The sequence below is a fragment of the Pseudomonas sp. TNT2022 ID642 genome (assembly GCF_028656995.1).
Classification (GTDB): domain Bacteria; phylum Pseudomonadota; class Gammaproteobacteria; order Pseudomonadales; family Pseudomonadaceae; genus Aquipseudomonas.
In genome coordinates this window covers 148,561-166,014 of the sequence record NZ_JAMDGW010000016.1, presented here as the reverse complement: position 1 = coordinate 166,014, position 17,454 = coordinate 148,561, and the positions used below count along the sequence as shown (strand labels likewise).

Here is a 17,454-nt window from a genome sequence, read left to right as displayed (position 1 = left end):
GGGAAAAGAGGTGCTAGCATAGAGCCACCAGTCGATCTCAGCATGCAGCCTAACTAGTAGTCAGGATATGACCGAGCCAGAAGACCCCAGCCGTGAGCGTCTCAAGCACCACTTTGCCCAGCGGGTAATTCATCAGGCACGTCAGATTCTTGAGATATGGCAGCGCCTGCAACGCAGTGAGTGGTCCACTGTCGACCTCGCCGAACTGAGCGAGGCCAACTTGCGCCTGCTGCGTTTTGCCGAGCGTTTCGAACAGCCGGAACATACCCAGCTTGCACGCCACATCAGCCAGTCGCTGGAAGCGGTGGACGCCAATCGCGGACGCCTCAGCAGCGGCCTGATCACCGATCTCAATCGCTTGATGCAACGCTTGTCGCGCACCGGCCTGCGCCATGGCGATCAACTCGACCAGACCTTTCTGCCGCCACTGCGCAAACCGATCTACGTGATGCTGCAGGACCACGACCGCGCCGAGCGCCTGGCCAAACAACTGGAGTTCTTCGGTTTGAGCGCGCAGGCGCTGGACAGTGTTTCGGCGTTCCGCTCCTCGATGGTCGAGCGCCTGCCGGCCGCCATCGTCATGGACGTCGATTTCAGCGGCGCCGGCATCGGCCTGAAACTCGCCGCCGAGGCCCAGGTTGGCCTCGAAGAACCGCTGCCGCTGCTGTTCTTCAGTCTGCACGAAACCGACACGCCGACACGGCTCGCCGCCGTACGCGCCGGTGGCCAGGAGTTCCTCACCGGCACCCTCGAAGCGTCGAGCCTGCTGGAGAAGATCGAAGTCCTCACCTGCGTCGCCCAGTACGAACCTTATAAAGTGTTGATCATCGACGACTCGCGCGCGCAGGCCTTGCACACCGAGCGCCTGCTCAACAGCGCCGGGATCGTCACGCGCACGCTGATCGAACCGATTCAGGCGATGGCCGAACTGGCGGATTTCCAGCCGGATCTGATCATTCTCGACATGTACATGCCGGCCTGCACGGGCACTGAGCTGGCCAAGGTGATTCGCCACAACGACCGTTATGTCAGCGTACCGATCATTTACCTGTCGGCCGAAGACGATCTGGACAAGCAGCTCGACGCCATGAGCGAGGGCGGCGATGACTTCCTGACCAAACCGATCAAGCCGCGTCACCTGATCACCACCGTGCGCAACCGCGCCGCCCGTGCGCGCAATCTGAAAGCGCGGATGGTCCGCGACAGCCTCACCGGTCTGTACAACCACACGCACATTCTGCAATTGCTCGAAGACTGCTCGTTCCGCGCCCGCCGCGAGAACAAGCCGCTGAGTTTTGCCATGCTCGACATCGACCACTTCAAACGGGTCAACGACAGCCACGGCCACCCGATGGGCGACCGCGTGATCAAGAGTCTGGCGCTGTTTCTCAAGCAGCGCTTGCGCAAGACCGACTTCATCGGCCGCTACGGCGGCGAAGAGTTCGCCATCGTCATGCCCGACACCGATATAGAAGCCGCGCACAAAGTGCTCGACGAAATTCGTCAGCGCTTCGCCGAAATCCATTACCCGGCGCAGCCGCAGGATTTGTGGTGCACCTTCAGCGCCGGCGTGGTGGAGATGCACGATGACTGCGACAGCCTGATGATGGCCAGTCAGGCCGATGAAGCGCTGTACCGCGCCAAAGGTGCCGGCCGCAATCGCGTGCAGACCGCGCGCGACTCAAAGCAAAGTGCCACTTTTTCATCGGATTCCACTGATTCGGTCATAACCCTGTAACAGAACCGCAATAAATTCAGGCGCTTACCATTTCTGCCGTTGGTAGCCGTCATGCGCCTGAAGTTGCTCACCAATCTCAATACGCTGCTGCTGGTCGCCGTGTGCCTCGCACTCGGCGCCACGCTGTGGTGGTCGCAAAAAGCCCTCGAACGTCCGTATCTGTTGATGGAGCGTTACCTGGGGCTGTCGCAGCAATTTCAGAACGAGGTGGCACGCAACGTCGAGGATTACCTCGCCAGCGGTGATGCCCTGCGCTTGAGCAGTGCCAGCCAGGCCATCGACGGTTTGCAGAAAGAACTCGCCGAACTGCCGCCAGCACTGGCTGACACTTTGCACCCGAGCCTGTCGGGACTTGCCGAGTTCAGCAAAACCGACTTGCTCGCCGCCGGCAAACTGGCCGGCGACCCACAGGCACTGCTGTTGCAGGCCGAGCGCGAATTGAGTGCCAGCCTCGACCAGCTCAGCACCTACGCCAACGGTAATCCGGCTTATCTGACGCCACTGCTCACCGCGTCGCAGCACTTGGGCAAACTGTCATTAGCGCGGGACAAACTGGTCAGCAGCGGGCGCAGTGAACTGGGCGTCGATGTTGAGCGCGAAGTCACCAGTATTCGCTCGCAGGCTCAAGCGCTTGATGCCCTGCCGCTGCTCGGCGTCGTCGCCAACAATGAATCGGGCAGCGACGACTTCGCGGCGATGATGGGCATCGAGAACAGTGAAAAAACCGTTGCCGAAGATGCCGGGGTCGGCCTCAAGCGTGAACTCAACAGTTTGTTGGCCCGCTACCCGGCGGAGCTTGCGCGCACTCGCGACCAGATCCAGAAACGCGCCGACCTCAGCGCCGCCACTCACCAGAAAATCGCCGCCGTACAGCAAGCCATCGCCGGACTGGAGCCGGTGGTACGCGCCCAGCACGGCCAGATCCAGGGCGAAGTGCGCTTGATGCAAGGCGTGATGATCGGCCTGATTCTGCTGATCGCTTTACTGATCGACACTTTGCAACGGCGCCTGGCGCGCACGTTGACCAATCTCGCGCCGGCGCTTTCGACCTGGGCCGAGGGCGACTTCAGTCGCGACATTCATCTGGGCAAAACCAACCGTGAACTGCGTGACATCGAGGCCTCACTGAACCGCTTGCGTGCCTACCTGGTGGATCTGGTCGGCACCATTCGCGGCAATGCCGAGCAAGTGGCAGGCAGTAGCCGCACCCTGGCCGAACTGAGTAACGACTTGCACAGCGGCGCCGAACATCAGGCCGGCGACACCGCGTTGATCCGCGATTCCCTCGGTGAACTTGAAGCGACCATCCAGCAAGTTGCCGACGATGCACAGCAAGCGGCGGATGCCAGCCGTCATGCCGGACTGGCCGTTGAGCATGGTCAAACCGTCATTGGCCAGAGCCTCACCGGCCTGCACGCGCTGGTTGGTGAGGTTCAGGGCAACGCGCAGATGATCGAGCATCTGGCTGAAGAGTCGGCGACCATCGGCGGCGTGTTGACGGTGATTCGCTCGATTGCCGACCAGACCAATCTGCTCGCGCTGAATGCGGCGATTGAAGCGGCGCGCGCCGGGGAAATGGGTCGGGGTTTTGCCGTGGTGGCCGAAGAAGTTCGCTCGCTGGCACAACGCACCGCAGGTGCGACAGCCGAGATTCAGACGCTGATCGCTGGCCTGCAAACGGCGGCGCGGCAATCGGTCGAAGGCATGCGCGCGCAAGTCGAACATGCCGAAGCCACCGCCAATCAGGCACAAGCGGCGGATGGTGCACTGGATAAAATCGTCGGCGCGATCCAGACCATTTCCGACACGGCGATCCGCATTGCCGATGTCACCGCGCAGCAAAGCGGTGCGGTCAGCGAGATTCGCGATCACAGCGAGCGGATTCATCAGTTGGGTGGGGATAATCTGGTGCGTATCGGCCGTGGGCGCGAACAAGGCGAGAATCTGCTGGTGTTGGGTGGGCAACTGCATACAGCCGTGCAGGCCTTCCGCGTCTGACGAAAATCCCTGTAGGAGCTGCCGAAGGCTGCGGCAGCTCCTACAGGGGGTTCACCACAAGTGACCGGATTAGGACCCTCAGTCACATATTTCGCGCAAACATCGGCCATCGTGCTGGCTATTGCATAGAACTGGACAGTCACAAAGTCTTTGCGGCATAGTCGCCGGGTTCTGACGATTGCTCACTCATAACAAGGACTACGCAGATGGCAACCCTCCTGGTGCTGCACGGCCCCAACCTGAACCTGCTCGGCACCCGCGAACCCGGCACCTACGGTTCAACGACCCTGGCGCAGATCAATCAGGATCTGGAGCGCCGCGCCCGTGAAGCCGGCCATCATCTGCTGTATCTGCAAAGCAATGCCGAGTACGAATTGATCGACCGCATCCACGCTGCGCGCGGCGAAGGCGTCGATTTCATTCTGATCAACCCAGCAGCTTTTACGCACACAAGTGTCGCATTACGTGACGCGTTGCTGGGAGTGAGCATCCCATTCATCGAAGTGCATTTGTCCAACGTGCACAAACGCGAACCTTTCCGCCATCACTCTTACTTCTCCGACGTAGCGGTGGGAGTGATCTGCGGCCTTGGCGCCAGCGGTTACCGACTGGCCCTGGAGGCTGCACTAGAACAGCTTGAAACACAGGCAACGACTTGAACTACAAGCGTTAAGCGCCCCTGACCGACCCTTGGGAGTTGATGATTCATGGATATCCGTAAAGTTAAGAAACTGATCGAATTGCTGGAAGAGTCCGGCATCGACGAGCTCGAGATCAAGGAAGGCGAAGAGTCCGTACGCATCAGCCGTCACAGCAAGACCCCGGCTCAGCAGTACTACGCACCAGCGCCAATGCAAGCGCCGGCCGCCGCACCTGTTGCAGCTGCTCCGGTTGCTGCTGCAGCCCCGGCTGCCGCTGCTGCCCCTGCGCTGAACGGCACTGTTGCCCGTTCGCCGATGGTCGGCACCTTCTACCGCAAGTCTTCGCCAGCCTCGCCAGCCTTCGTTGAAGTCGGCCAGACCGTGAAGAAAGGCGACACTCTGTGCATCGTTGAAGCCATGAAGATGATGAACCACATCGAAGCTGAAACCAGCGGTGTGATCGAGTCCATCCTCGTCGAAGACGGCCAGCCGGTTGAGTACGACCAACCGCTGTTCACCATCGTTTGAACTGCGGAGAGCCTTTGATGACTGCGAAGTTGGAAAAAGTTCTGATCGCGAACCGCGGTGAGATCGCCCTGCGGATTCTGCGTGCCTGCAAAGAGATGGGCATCAAGACCGTCGCCGTTTACTCCAAGGCCGACAAAGAGCTGATGCACCTGGGTCTGGCAGACGAATCCGTCTGCATCGGCCCGGCTTCTGCCGCTCAGTCCTACCTGCACATCCCGGCCATCATCGCTGCCGCTGAAGTGACGGGTGCTACCGCCATTCACCCAGGCTACGGTTTCCTCGCGGAAAACGCCGATTTTGCCGAGCAGGTCGAGAACTCCGGCTTCGCTTTCATCGGCCCGAAAGCCGAAACCATCCGCCTGATGGGCGACAAGGTTTCGGCCAAGCACGCGATGATCGAAGCAGGCGTGCCAACCGTTCCAGGTTCCGACGGCCCTCTGCCGGAAGACGAAGAAACGGCGCTGCGCATTGGTCGTGAAGTCGGCTACCCGGTGATCATCAAAGCCGCTGGCGGCGGCGGTGGTCGCGGCATGCGCGTGGTGCACAAGGAAGAAGACCTGATCGCCTTCGCCAAACTGACCCGCACCGAAGCTGGCGCGGCGTTCGGCAACCCGATGGTGTATCTGGAAAAATTCCTGACCAACCCACGTCACGTCGAAGTCCAGGTACTGTCCGACGGCCAGGGTCACGCCATCCACCTGGGCGACCGCGATTGCTCGCTGCAACGTCGTCACCAGAAGGTTCTCGAAGAAGCGCCGGCACCGGGCATCGACGAGAAGGCGCGCGAAGAAGTATTGGCTCGCTGCGTCAAGGCGTGCATCGACATCGGCTACCGCGGCGCGGGTACTTTCGAGTTCCTGTACGAGAACGGTCGTTTCTACTTCATCGAAATGAACACCCGTGTTCAGGTGGAGCACCCGGTTTCGGAAATGGTCACCGGTATCGACATCGTCAAGGAGATGCTCAGCATCGCCGCTGGCAACAAGCTGTCGTTCACTCAGGATGACGTGGTTATCCGCGGTCACTCGCTGGAATGCCGGATCAACGCTGAAGACCCGAAAACCTTCATGCCGAGCCCGGGCACGGTCAAGCATTTCCACGCCCCAGGCGGCAACGGCGTTCGCGTCGATTCGCACCTGTACAGCGGTTATGCGGTTCCGCCGAACTACGACTCGCTGATCGGCAAGCTGATCACTTACGGCGCCACCCGCGACGAAGCCATGGCCCGCATGCGCAATGCCCTGGACGAAATCGTGGTTGACGGGATCAAGACCAACATCCCGCTGCACCGTGATCTGGTTCGTGACGAAGGCTTCTGCAAGGGCGGTGTGAACATTCACTACCTCGAGCACAAGCTGGCTAAACAGCCGTAACGCTTCGAGCGGCGCAATCAAAAACCCCGGTCCATCTGAACCGGGGTTTTTTTATGAGTCCTGTATAACGACAAGCAGCGGCTCAGCTCAACAACACCATTGCAAAAGCCTGCTCTTCGACCATTCGCGGGGTTGCCACAAGGTTTTGGTCATCCACGACAGTACCCGCTGCGCTCTCTTTCAGCGGCTTTGCGCGGAATCGCTCCCTGAAGACATTGAAACGTCTTGATACGTTGTCGGTTCCATCACGAGCACGCTTCCAGATGGGCAAATAGATCCGCTCAAACTGAGCCCTGGATATTTTGTATACCGTGGTGACGCCATTGCTCAAATTCAACGTCACGCCATAATTGTTGCCCAGGCAAGAAGAGTAGGACCAATAGTCCCAGTCAGGCCGCAACCCTTGCTGTTTCATCACTTGCCTCACCGAGCCGCCGATGTCTGCCCCTGTCAGCCAGTCGCCTCCCACGAGGGTGCTGCGAATGTCCTGCGCAGTCCCTCCCAGACGCCCAATCACGTCCTTCACAGTGCGATCGATCAGCGAACGAATATTATGATCAAAATGAATGACGGCCCCGGCCTTTGTAGCCGGATTGTAAAGGGAGGCGATCACACAGGTCTGCGCATTCAGTGAAAAGAGATAATTGTCCCTCGAACTGGCGCTGAACCTCGCCACCACGGCCTCGCCCTGCATGGCTCCTCTGTTCACTACCGGCTCGGCCCGCCCCGGAAACGCACTGCGCAGATTGTCGGCACGGCCAAGATAGCGGACGCCTTCACCCCCCCTCGCTCCAATCCTCGTATGCACCCACTTTCCACCCGCCGAAAGGAATATGGGTCGGGCAGATCTCGTCGAGGAAAGACGGGGATCGATCAGAATCAATCCATAGAAAGTCGGGTGCTCCTTTACCTGGTAATACTTGCCCTTGCGGCGAATGTAGTAACTGGATTCAGACCCGACGCTGGAGGGGCTGTGATAAGTACCGAAAAAGGTGCCCTCTGTGGAAACCAGCTGCAAATTCTCTGGCGTTTTTCTGACGGCCTGCCCAGGCTTGAAATGTACAGCTTCATCCATCGACAACGTTTGCTTCACCCTGACCGCTGGAGGATTTCTCAGGCGATCAGCCACCAACGATATCGACCTTGTCGCCTGCTTCAGGCTCCTGGCCGCTTGCCCAAGCAGCTTGATCGCACTTGCGGCGCCCACCATGGCGAACAGCGCGCCCCAGGACGCTTCCAGCCAATGAATGAGCGCACCATCCGTATCGCCTTCCAAGTGTGCTTCGATAGCCTTTTTGGCGCTGACTGCGACGAACACGATATCCAGTAGCAGGGCAAACGGTGGAAACAACAGACAAAAGGGAGCAGAGGCGAACATCAGCCCTTTGACTACCTGTTTTTCGATCATCTCTGCGCGACTTGTGGTGACGTCTTCCACGTCAGTGACCGAGCGCTCGATATAAGCATTGAACTCGCTTCTGGCATCGCTCACCCGCTGCGATTCGTACACCATATCCACATTCATGTTTTTTGCCGCCATGGCACGCAGTAAGCGCGAGACGGTTTTACGTGCGGAGACGGCCACACGTGCCATGACATAGTCACTCAGCTTGCCAGCGGTTTCCCCGAAGAGACTCTGATAGGGGCGAAAGGTCATGCCGTCGGCTGCATCCGGCATGTAGAGCCAATAGGACGCGCCGGGGTCGAAACAGGCAAAAACATAGACCCCGAGCACCACGTTGCCACGGACGGTAAACCTGAACATCCCTTCGCGCTCTGCAATGCTTGTCACAGAAACCCGGGGCCCTGCAGATCGTGCCTGGCTCAAGAGCGAAACTTGCCGGACGAGCGCCAGATACACTTTATCGTCCAGCTGACCGGTACTTCTGGCGACGCGCAAGTCACGATCCATTTTGGACAACAGCACGTTCCGATAGGCGCTTCGGCGCATTGCGAATACCGCATCGCCCGCATCAAGAAACTTTCCCCGAATCTCGCGGGCATACTTGTCGCCCAGATAGGCCGTGCGCAGGTACAGCGCCAGATCAGCACTGCGAAGCTGGCTCAAATCCTGGCCGACCGACGAGCGCACACCTTGTCGGGGATGATCGATGCCCGAATTGTCATCGTACCCATAGATGGCCAGCTCCAGCAGGCTGGCCACGTGCACCTTGTCATTGGTGAGGTTGGGGCGGTAGTCAATCAGAACCGTCGAGGGGTCGACCGGCTCCAGCACATTCTTGCTGCGCATGTAAGGCGCAAGCTCTTGGGCGACCGTGCGCTTGGCGAAATCGACAAAGACTTCATATCGGCCAAGTAAATCGTTGAAAACCTTTTGATGAACCACAAGTTCCTGATTCAGACTGCTGATACGTCGACGGGCCTCTAGTGCAAGGGCCGTGTACCAGCGCGGTGAGTTCTCCTGTTCGACCTGATCAAGGGTCCTCGCGAGCCCCAGCATGGAGGCGTCCTCTACACAATCCGTGAATCCCATTGCTGTTCGCCTGATGTCACTGCTCATTCCCCATAAGCTCGGCCTGGCCGATACGTCGAACAAGTATTCCCGCGCCGTGCGCGCCGCGACGGTCGATACCTGTTGCAACAGATACTCTCGGCCCGATTCGGTCTGGGTCCATTCCCACACCTCTTCGCTCAAAGCTGCAAGTGAAGTCAGCCGGATCCATTCCTGTCCGTCGGGCTTGTTGGGCGCATACAACAACAGGTCACGAACATCCCCTGCGGTCTCTTCGCGGTAAAACACCAGCAACTCGGTACATTTCATGCCATTGGGAAGTGTCAGACCGGCAACACGCAGGCTTGTCGCTGAGACATTGCTGCTGTCCCACGCCTGCTCAAGACGCTCATGGTCATCCACCGTGATATGACCCGCACAACGTGCAACAAATGCGCTTTGCTGCAATCGCAGCGTGAACCAGTCGATCAAGGCCTTTTTCACGTCGGCACGTTCGTATTGCTGACCGAGGGCTTGCAGGTATTGAGCCGGAAAATCCTGCTGTGACAGCATGTGGCCGATGAATGCAGGTTCCAGAGGCTGGTTACGCAGTGAAGAACCACTGCTCACCTCAAGCACCGAGGCGAAATCCTCGCTGATCGGCCCGGCCGCCAGCAGTTCGCTAAGGCTTCGATCTTGTACCGGCTGACCGACGGCCGAACGCCACATCAACCGCACCTGAATAATGTCCGGCTCGACCTCCATGTCCAGCTTGAGCTGGATATGGTCGATGGCCTGCTGCCGGGCGTAGGCGCGCAACGTGCCGTATCCCTCAAGCAAACCATCAAGCGATTCCTGGGCTTGTGAGGTCTGGTCTTGATACTCATGCAACAACACTCGGTCCGATTCATTCAAGACCCGCAACCAATGCGGCAGCTGTGCGAATGAAAGCGCCTCGAGGATCTGGCGTTCCCGGGCATTCGCCAGCCTGGTCAATCGATACCTTGCGAAACTGCGCTTCTGGATCCTTTCAATTTTTTGTCGCAGCCGATCAGGTACCAACCCTGCGAGGCTATCGCGATGGAATGCTTTATCGATGTCATCGATAAAGCGCTGCAGCTTGCGCTTGACCATAAGATCAAACGAAGCCTCTTGCTCTGTTGGAGCCCAGTGTTCTCGCAGGTATGTCTTGTACTGATCGAGAAAATACGAAGCGACTGCTTCCACCGTCTGGATGACAACCTCGCGACGCCCCGAAGGCAATCCCGGATCCGTGCCGCCCGGCCAGCGATACGGAGAGTCCTGTACCGCTCGAAAAACCACAGGCTGGCGGTCAATGAGCCTTTGAAGTACCGCGTCGAGCAGAGAAATGACAAAGCCAGGCACGATATTGTCTTGCGGGTAATGAACGCGCAGTTCTATCAATGCGAAATGTTCCATCGCTTCGAGTAATGTCATTTGACTGCCCAAGCGCTCGTCGACCATTACCTTCCAGCGTCTTAATCGCAAAAGAAGCGCCTGAGCCGTACTCGCGGGAGCAGCGATACGCCGTTGACCCTCTACACTCCCTTGTTTATCTGTCATGTCGCTCAATCCATTCTTGTTGTGGAATGAGCTTCACTGTATTTGCCGGAAAACAGGTTCAGACCATACATATGTATATCTAGTGATTGGTTTTGTAACAGTGAACCGGTTTATCCACTTTGCTGACGACCTAGCGTAAACTGCGCCCCTTTGCAGCTTCGGGCTGTCCCACAGATATATTTAAAGGTGCCCGCCATGCCTTGGCTGCAAGTACGTCTCGCCATCAGCCCGGAACAAGCCGAAACCTACGAAGACGCCTTCCTTGAAGTGGGCGCCGTTTCGGTGACCTTCATGGACGCCGAAGATCAGCCGATCTTCGAGCCGGAACTCAACACCACCCCGCTGTGGGCGCACACCCACCTGCTCGCGCTGTTCGAGGGTGGCACCGAACCGGCGCCGGTACTGGCTCATCTGGAACTGCTGACCGGCAGCCCGCTGCCCGAGCATCACAGCGAAGTCATTGAAGATCAGGACTGGGAGCGCAGCTGGATGGATGGTTTCCAGCCGATGCGTTTCGGCCAGCGCCTGTGGATCGTGCCGAGCTGGCACGCCGCGCCTGAGCCTGACGCAGTCAATCTGCTGCTGGACCCGGGCCTGGCGTTCGGCACCGGCACTCACCCGACCACCGCGCTGTGCCTGGAATGGCTCGACGGTCAGGACCTGAAAGACTGCAACGTGCTCGACTTCGGTTGCGGCTCGGGGATCCTGGCGATTGCGGCCCTGCTGCTCGGCGCCAAGGAAGCTGTCGGCACCGACATCGACGTGCAGGCGCTGGAAGCCTCGCGCGACAACGCCGGGCGCAACAACATTGCCGACGAACTGTTCCCGCTGTACCTGCCGGAAGATCTGCCGCAGGTCAAAGCCGACGTACTGGTCGCCAATATTCTCGCCGGCCCGCTGGTTTCGCTGGCGCCGCAACTGTCCGGGCTGGTCAAGTCCGGTGGGCGTCTGGCGCTGTCGGGCATCCTTGCCGAGCAAGGTGATGAAGTTGCCGCTGCTTACGCGCAGGACTTCGATCTCGACCCGATCGCCAATCGCGATGGCTGGGTGCGCATCACCGGCCGTCGGCGCTAATATGACCGCCTGCATAATCCGGATCGCCGCATGACCGACAGTTTCGTCACCCAGTGCCCGCATTGCCAAACCAGTTTCCGTGTCAGCCATGCTCAATTGAGCGTGGCCCGCGGAGTGGTTCGCTGCGGCTCCTGCCTGCAAGTGTTCAACGCTGCCAAACAGCTGCTGGAACAACACGCTGGCAAGGACGCGGTGACGCCGGTGGCGCCGTCAATTGTCGAGCAGACGCCGATTGTCGAGATCGCGCCTGTTATCGAACCACCGCCCATCGTCGAGCAGCCAGCACCGCGCGCCATCAGCCAAAAGCAGTGGAGCGCCTCGGAGCTTGATCTCGACAGCCTTGACCTGGACGAAGAACTCGCCCGCCTCGAACAACGGGAAATCCAGCCCGCCACCGAACTCGGCCGCCCGCGCGAAGAATCTCTGAGCGCCCGGCGCGACAGCCCGGAGCCGGACGATGCCGCGTGGCCTGACAGTCTGTTCAGCGAACCCGCCGATGAACGGCTGCCTGAGCCGGAAAACGAGCCGCAGATCGACGACATTGAACCGGTCAAATCCGAGCGCACCGAACCTTCGCTGTCGCTGGAGCCGGTGGATGTGGATGACGAACCGGCGATCCCGCATCTACGCCTGCACGACCCGATCGACCCGAATGCGCGCCGCGAACGTTTGTCGGCCAGTGACAAAATCGATGACGACGACTCGCCATCGATTGAACCGCTGCGCAAAAAACGCGAGCGCGCAGAACCCGGCGTACGCGCCGAAGTGCTGCAGGACCTGACCGACGACCCGCTGCAACTGGACTGGCAGAAACGCCGCTCGCCGTGGGGACGCCGCTTGCTTTGGCTGGTATTGGTCCTGCTGGCGGCAGGCGGACTGGCTGCGCAGTACATCTCGTATCATTTCGATGAACTGGCCCGCCAGGATCAATACCGCCCGTGGTTCCAGCAAATCTGCCCGCAGATCGGCTGCACGGTGCCATCCAAAGTCGACATCGCGCGGATCAAGAGCAGCAATCTGGTGGTGCGCAGCCACCCGGAGTTCAACGGTGCACTGGTGGTCGACGCGATCATTTATAACCGCGCGACGTTCTCTCAGCCCTTTCCATTACTGGAACTGCGCTTCGCCGACCTTAACGGTCACCTGATCGCCAGTCGTCGCTTCAAACCCGGCGAGTACCTTAAAGGCGATCTCGAAGGCCTGGCGGAAATGCCGCCGCAGACGCCGATCCACATTGCGCTGGATATTCTCGATCCAGGCCCCAAAGCGGTGAATTACAGCCTGAGTTTCCACTCGCCCGAGTGAAGTGCTTCATCGCTTTCGAATTGACGGCGGATTTCTGACTTTGTCACGCACAACCAAACCTGTGGCGATAACAGAATAACTGTTCAGATTTTGTTCAATTCAGCCTTTATCCAGTCATCGAGAGCGGGTATCATGCCAACCCTTTTTCGAACTCTCATGATCCGGCCCCACTTCAGGGAAGTCCTATGTCGGCGGTACGCATCGGCCCATACACATTGCAGAACGGCTTGATTCTCGCCCCGATGGCGGGGGTCACCGATCAGCCCTTTCGTCAGCTGTGCAAGCGTTTGGGCGCAGGGCTTGTTGTCTCGGAAATGGTCACCAGCGACATGAGCCTGTGGAACACCCGCAAGTCGCGCATGCGCATGATCCACGAAGGCGATCCCGAGCCGCGCTCGGTACAGATTGCCGGTGGTGATGCACAGATGCTGGCGGACGCGGCCCGGGCCAACGTCGAACTGGGCGCACAGATTATTGATATCAACATGGGTTGCCCGGCAAAGAAGGTCTGCAACAAGGCCGCCGGTTCCGCGTTGTTGAAGGACGAAGCACTGGTGACCGAGATCCTGCAGGCTGTCGTGGCTGCGGTTGATGTGCCGGTCACCTTGAAGATCCGCACCGGCTGGGATCGCGACAACAAGAACGGCCTGACCGTGGCGAAGATCGCCGAGCAGGCCGGGATCACCGCGCTGGCAGTGCATGGCCGCACTCGCGCCGATCTGTACAAGGGTGAAGCCGAGTACGACACGATTGCCGCGATCAAGCAGGCCGTGTCGATCCCGGTGTTCGCCAATGGCGATATCGATTCGCCGGAAAAGGCCCGTTACGTGCTCGACGCGACCGGTGCCGATGGCCTGTTGGTAGGCCGCGCCGCCCAAGGGCGGCCATGGATTTTTCGCGAGATCGAACACTTCCTGCGTACCGGCGAGAAATTGCCGGCACCGGAGCTGATCGAGGTGGAACACATACTGCTAGAGCATCTGGCCGCACTTCACGCTTTCTATGGGGATGTGATGGGCGTGCGCATTGCGCGCAAGCATGTGGGCTGGTATCTCGCAACCTTGCCGGGCGCCAGGGAGTTTCGCGCCCACTTCAATCGTTTGGATGGTACGGAAACACAATGCGCCAACGTTCGGGAGTTCTTCGCCGAGCGTTACAAGAGCCTGACAGGGGACGAAGAAGGGGTGGCCGCATGACGATGATGACCGAGACTTTAGTGAGTGGAACAGCACCCGTGAGCGACAACGTGAATTTGAAACAGCACCTCAATACCCCGAGCGAAGAAGGCCAGACCCTTCGCGGGAGTGTCGAGAAGGCGCTGCACAATTATTTCGCCCACCTTGAGGGCGCGTCCGTCACGGATGTGTACAACCTGGTGCTCTCCGAAGTCGAGGCTCCCCTGCTCGAAAGCGTGATGAACTACGTCAAGGGCAACCAGACCAAGGCCAGTGAGCTGCTGGGACTTAACCGCGGCACGCTGCGCAAGAAACTCAAGCAGTACGATCTGCTGTAAGCATTCAATCAAACCAGAAAGGCGCCCGCGTAAAAAACGGTCGCCTTTTTTGCTGACTTCCTTTGCTTTTGATGGAAATTGAGATGACCGACCAGACTACCCGCCTGCCGATCCGCCGCGCCTTGATCAGCGTTTCCGACAAGACCGGGATCCTCGAATTCGCCAAGGAGCTCGAAGCCCTGGGCGTCGAGATCCTCTCCACCGGCGGGACGTTCAAGCTGCTGCGCGACAACGGTGTTGCCGCAGTGGAAGTCGCGGATTACACCGGTTTCGCCGAGATGATGGACGGTCGGGTGAAAACCCTGCACCCGAAAATCCACGGCGGCATCCTCGGTCGTCGCGGTATCGACGACGCGATCATGAGCGAGCACGGCATCAAGCCGATCGATCTGGTTGCCGTTAACCTCTATCCGTTCGAAGCCACCATCAACAAGCCAGGCTGCGACCTGCCGACCGCCATCGAGAACATCGACATCGGCGGCCCGACCATGGTCCGTTCGGCAGCGAAAAACCATAAAGACGTAGCGATCGTGGTGAATGCCAGCGATTACGCCAGCGTCCTCGAAGGCCTTAAGGCCGGTGGCCTGACCTACGCTCAGCGTTTCGACCTGATGCTCAAGGCGTTCGAACACACCGCCGCCTACGACGGCATGATCGCCAATTACATGGGCACCGTGAATCAGGCCGCTGAAACCCTGAGCACCGAAGGCCGCAGCGAATTCCCGCGCACCTTCAACAGCCAGTTCATCAAGGCCCAGGAAATGCGCTACGGCGAGAACCCGCACCAGAGCGCGGCGTTCTACGTGGAAGCCAAGCCTGCCGAAGTCGGCATCGCCACCGCGACCCAACTGCAAGGCAAAGAGCTGTCGTACAACAACGTGGCCGACACCGACGCCGCGCTGGAGTGCGTGAAGAGCTTTGTCAAGCCAGCCTGCGTGATCGTCAAACACGCCAACCCGTGCGGTGTGGCAGTCAGCCCGGATGCAGAAGGCGGCATCCGTCAGGCATACGAACTGGCTTACGCCACCGATACCGAATCGGCATTCGGCGGCATCATCGCCTTCAACCGTGAACTGGATGCCGAGACCGCCAAAGCGATCGTCGAGCGTCAGTTCGTTGAAGTGATCATCGCCCCAAGCGTCAGCGAAGAAGCCCGCGCCATCGTTGCAGCCAAAGCCAACGTGCGCCTGCTGGCCTGCGGCGAGTGGTCGGCTGACCGCGCTGCTGCCTGGGACTACAAGCGCGTTAACGGCGGTCTGCTGGTGCAGAGCCGTGACATCGGCATGATCAGCGCCGATGACCTGAAAGTCGTGACCAAACGCGCCCCGACCGAACAGGAAATCCACGACCTGATCTTCGCCTGGAAAGTCGCCAAGTACGTTAAGTCCAACGCCATCGTCTACGCCAAGAACCGTCAGACCATCGGTGTCGGCGCTGGCCAGATGAGCCGCGTAAACTCGGCGCGTATCGCTGCGATCAAGGCTGAGCACGCCGGTCTGCAAGTGGCCGGTTCGGTGATGGCCTCGGACGCGTTCTTCCCGTTCCGCGACGGTCTGGACAACGCAGCCAAGGTGGGTATCACTGCGGTGATCCAGCCAGGCGGCTCGATGCGTGATGCTGAAGTGATTGCCGCCGCTGACGAAGCCGGCATCGCCATGGTCTTCACCGGCATGCGCCACTTCCGTCACTGATTCCCCGCTCCCTCTGCACGCAGGAGCCATGTAGGAGCTGACGAGTAAAACGAGGCTGCGATCTTTTGATCTTGTTTTTGAAAAGCAAGATCAAAAGATCGCAGCCTTCGGCAGCTCCTACAGGGTTTGAATGCTGAGGTTTGGTAGCGCCCACAGAATTTTGAGGTTTTTGAAATGAATGTTTTGATCATTGGCAGCGGTGGCCGTGAACACGCCCTGGCCTGGAAAGTGGCTCAGGATCCGCGCGTGCAGAAGGTTTTCGTCGCACCGGGCAACGCTGGCACCGCCATCGAAGCCAAGTGCGAGAACGTCGCCATCGACGTATTGGCCCTTGAGCAATTGGCCGACTTCGCCGAGAAAAACGTTTCCCTGACCATCGTCGGCCCGGAAGTGCCGCTGGTGGCGGGTGTCGTTGACCTGTTCCGCTCCCGTGGTCTGGACTGCTTCGGTCCGACCGCCGGCGCTGCGCAACTGGAAGGCTCGAAAGCCTTCACCAAGGATTTCCTCGCACGCCACAAGATCCCGACCGCCGATTACCAGAACTTCACCGAGATCGAGCCAGCCCTGGCTTATCTGCGTGAAAAAGGCGCACCGATCGTGATCAAGGCCGATGGCCTGGCCGCCGGTAAAGGCGTGATCGTCGCCATGACCCTGGCTGAAGCCGAAGACGCCGTGCGTGACATGCTCGCCGGCAACGCTTTTGGTGACGCTGGTTCGCGCGTGGTCATCGAAGAATTCCTCGACGGCGAAGAAGCTTCGTTCATCGTCATGGTCGACGGCAAAAACGTTTTGCCGATGGCCACCAGCCAGGACCACAAACGTGTTGGCGACGGCGACAGCGGCCCGAACACTGGCGGCATGGGTGCCTATTCCCCTGCCCCGGTGGTCACCGCCGACGTGCACAAGCGCGTGATGGATCTGGTGATCTGGCCGACCGTGCGCGGCATGGCTGAGGAAGGCAACGTCTACACTGGCTTCCTCTACGCCGGTCTGATGATCGACAAAGCCGGCAACCCGAAAGTCATTGAGTTCAACTGCCGCTTCGGCGATCCGGAAACCCAACCGGTGATGCTGCGTCTGCAATCGAGCCTGGTGCTGCTGGTTGAAGCGGCGCTGGCGCAAGCGCTGGACAAGGTCGAAGCCCAATGGGATCCACGCCCGAGCGTCGGCATCGTGCTGGCCGCTGGCGGCTACCCGGGCGATTACGCCAAGGGCGCAGCGATCAACGGTCTGGACGCAGCGGCGAAGCTGGAAGGCAAAGTCTTCCACGCCGGCACCGCACTGAAAGACGGCAACGTCGTCACTGCCGGCGGTCGCGTGCTTTGCGCCACCGCAATGGGCGCCAGCGTCGGTGAAGCGCAGCAGCAAGCCTACAAGCTCGCGGCCGCCATCGACTGGGAAGGCTGCTTCTACCGCAAGGACATTGGCTACCGCGCCATTGCCCGTGAACGTGGCGAAACCCAGGAATAAGCTGTCGATCAAGTCCGGCGAGGGATACCGTTCCTCGCCGGGCTGTTCCGCCGCCGCGCATCGTTATATTCTGGCATCAACCTACGA

The 17,454-nt window shown here is 59.5% G+C and carries 11 protein-coding genes and 1 pseudogene; 11 read left to right on the top strand and 1 reads right to left on the bottom strand.

Going from position 1 to position 17,454, the window contains the following annotated elements; translation table 11 throughout:
* Positions 1-67 precede the first annotated feature (67 nt).
* The 5 genes and pseudogenes from gcbA (at position 68) to accC (ending at position 6,278) form a co-directional block, all read left to right on the top strand.
* Positions 68-1,738, top strand: a complete 1,671-nt coding sequence (gene gcbA, locus M5G26_RS17110; protein WP_034151562.1) for a diguanylate cyclase GcbA — start codon at positions 68-70, stop codon at positions 1,736-1,738.
* Positions 1,739-3,229: 1,491 nt separating this feature from the next.
* A pseudogene (locus M5G26_RS29550) lies at positions 3,230-3,736 on the top strand (methyl-accepting chemotaxis protein); the annotation flags it as partial.
* Between the two features lie 206 nt (positions 3,737-3,942).
* Positions 3,943-4,395, top strand: a complete 453-nt coding sequence (gene aroQ / locus M5G26_RS17100) for a type II 3-dehydroquinate dehydratase (protein WP_007914604.1) — start codon at positions 3,943-3,945, stop codon at positions 4,393-4,395.
* 48 nt (positions 4,396-4,443) lie between these two features.
* The gene (gene accB, locus M5G26_RS17095) at positions 4,444-4,905 is read left to right on the top strand and encodes an acetyl-CoA carboxylase biotin carboxyl carrier protein (RefSeq protein WP_064388763.1); all 462 of its coding nucleotides are present in this window, start codon (positions 4,444-4,446) and stop codon (positions 4,903-4,905) included.
* 17 nt (positions 4,906-4,922) lie between these two features.
* Positions 4,923-6,278, top strand: coding sequence for an acetyl-CoA carboxylase biotin carboxylase subunit (accC, locus tag M5G26_RS17090; protein ID WP_134175748.1), 1,356 nt, complete (start codon positions 4,923-4,925; stop codon positions 6,276-6,278).
* Between the two features lie 82 nt (positions 6,279-6,360).
* Here the strand turns inward: accC and M5G26_RS17085 are convergent, their stop codons facing one another.
* Positions 6,361-10,314 (bottom strand): dermonecrotic toxin domain-containing protein, encoded by a 3,954-nt coding sequence (locus M5G26_RS17085; protein ID WP_273916022.1) that lies wholly within the window; start codon positions 10,312-10,314, stop codon positions 6,361-6,363.
* 195 nt (positions 10,315-10,509) lie between these two features.
* Here M5G26_RS17085 and prmA point away from each other — a divergent pair, with 195 nt between their 5' ends.
* The 6 genes from prmA (at position 10,510) to purD (ending at position 17,367) form a co-directional block, all read left to right on the top strand.
* Positions 10,510-11,388: a 50S ribosomal protein L11 methyltransferase gene (gene prmA / locus M5G26_RS17080; protein ID WP_034151566.1), complete on the top strand. Its 879-nt coding sequence runs from the start codon at positions 10,510-10,512 to the stop codon at positions 11,386-11,388.
* Positions 11,389-11,418: 30 nt separating this feature from the next.
* Positions 11,419-12,693, top strand: a complete 1,275-nt coding sequence (locus M5G26_RS17075; RefSeq protein ID WP_134175753.1) for a DUF3426 domain-containing protein — start codon at positions 11,419-11,421, stop codon at positions 12,691-12,693.
* A gap of 185 nt (positions 12,694-12,878) precedes the next feature.
* On the top strand, positions 12,879-13,889 hold the full coding sequence (dusB, locus tag M5G26_RS17070) for a tRNA dihydrouridine synthase DusB (RefSeq protein ID WP_116031736.1): 1,011 nt from the start codon (positions 12,879-12,881) through the stop codon (positions 13,887-13,889).
* Entirely contained in the window at positions 13,886-14,206 is a 321-nt protein-coding gene (fis, locus tag M5G26_RS17065; protein ID WP_003221275.1) for a DNA-binding transcriptional regulator Fis, read from the top strand. Before dusB ends, fis begins: the two co-directional genes overlap by 4 nt.
* An 83-nt stretch (positions 14,207-14,289) precedes the next feature.
* On the top strand, positions 14,290-15,897 hold the full coding sequence (gene purH, locus M5G26_RS17060) for a bifunctional phosphoribosylaminoimidazolecarboxamide formyltransferase/IMP cyclohydrolase (RefSeq protein WP_007914589.1): 1,608 nt from the start codon (positions 14,290-14,292) through the stop codon (positions 15,895-15,897).
* A 174-nt stretch (positions 15,898-16,071) separates the two neighbouring features.
* Positions 16,072-17,367 carry a phosphoribosylamine--glycine ligase gene (gene purD / locus M5G26_RS17055; RefSeq protein ID WP_141125791.1) on the top strand — a complete coding sequence of 432 codons (1,296 nt, stop codon included), beginning with the start codon at positions 16,072-16,074 and terminating at the stop codon, positions 17,365-17,367.
* Positions 17,368-17,454 lie beyond the last annotated feature (87 nt).